We start from the raw sequence: 1,308 nt of genomic DNA, 5'->3' as shown, positions 1-1,308 counted from the left end.
TGGCCGCTTGGACACCAGATTTGACAATAATTCTGGCGTGCTCCCTTCAATCGGAATAAAGGGAACCGTCTCAACCTGAAAATGTGCAAAAGATTTTGTACGTTATCCTCCCGCTTTCGTGTTTGGCGGCATTGACCCTTGTGCGGAAAAACCTGGTGTCCGATCTTCATCTCACTGATCGGCCAATATTGCCCAGTTCCGGCACCATCTTTGACTGCCGCGCCCGGCAGTCGGCGTTATAGAGGGTGAGGACGTCGCTGACCCGGCACAGATCCGTGCCATAGGTCATAGCGCCCGCGGCACCGACACAATTGGCAAAGCGGAAAGCCTCTTCAGCGGCCACCCCGCGGCTCATGGCAAAGGTCATGGCCGCCACAAAGCTGTCTCCCGCGCCGACAGCCGATTTTGCCGACACATGAATTGACGGTATCCGCAAGATGCCGTCCGGCCCGGCGAGCATCGCGCCTTTGGTTCCGAATGTCAGGGCGACATAGCGGGCAGCGCCGGAAGACACCAGATCTTCAGCCACCTGACGCGCCCCCTCTTCATCCAGTGGCCGTCGGGCATATGCTTCGAGTTCGCCGATACTTGGCTTGAACAGGAACACCGATCTGGTTTCAAGAACCGGGTGAAGCGCCGGTCCAGAAGCGTCAAAAACGAAACGCGCACCGGTCTTTTGCGCAAGCCCGGCCACCCTCGCATAGGTGTCGGCCGGCACGCCGCGCGGAAGCGATCCGCTTGCGACAATATAATCGGCACTGCAGCCCTCAAGGAACGCAAAGACAGGTGCAAGTTCCGCCTCTCCCACTTCCGGCCCCTCGGGAACGAACCGGTATTCGAACCCGGACTGCTCCTCGTGCACCGTGTAGGCCAACCGGATGTCTTCCGCGATGGCAAAACGATGCAGCTCCAGCGGCATCTCTTCCAGAAAGCCCTGCAACAGTTTGCCGGTCGAACCGCCCGATAGGTAAAGCAGGCCCGGTTCCTGTCCCAGTTCCGACAGGACGCGCGCCACATTGATCCCGCCGCCACCTGGATGATGACGGACATTGGTCGTTCTAGTCTTGTGCATCGGCTGCACCCGATCGGCATCACAGGACACGTCAATGGTCGGATTGAGAGCAATCGAGAGAATTCGGGCCATAAGGAACCTCGGAAAACCTGAAAGAATGTTGGCGAGCCGCCTGCTCAATGAACCTTGGGCATTTGCCACAGGATGTTACAGGCGGCCTTGATCCATAACAATCGTCAAGCCAAGTCCTGCACTGCACGTTTGATGGTGAGCGTCCGGCGAACCCGACCTGCCGG

The 1,308-nt window shown here is 58.5% G+C and carries 1 protein-coding gene; it reads right to left on the bottom strand.

Going from position 1 to position 1,308, the window contains the following annotated elements; all coding sequences use genetic code 11:
* Positions 1-166 precede the first annotated feature (166 nt).
* On the bottom strand, positions 167-1,144 hold the full coding sequence (locus tag E1297_RS01750; RefSeq protein WP_155133116.1) for a 1-phosphofructokinase family hexose kinase: 978 nt from the start codon (positions 1,142-1,144) through the stop codon (positions 167-169).
* Positions 1,145-1,308 lie beyond the last annotated feature (164 nt).

It is taken from the genome of Roseibium sp. RKSG952 (assembly GCF_009711355.1).
The sequence above is the reverse complement of the archived record's forward strand: the minus strand, read 5'-3'. Positions and strand labels throughout refer to the sequence as shown.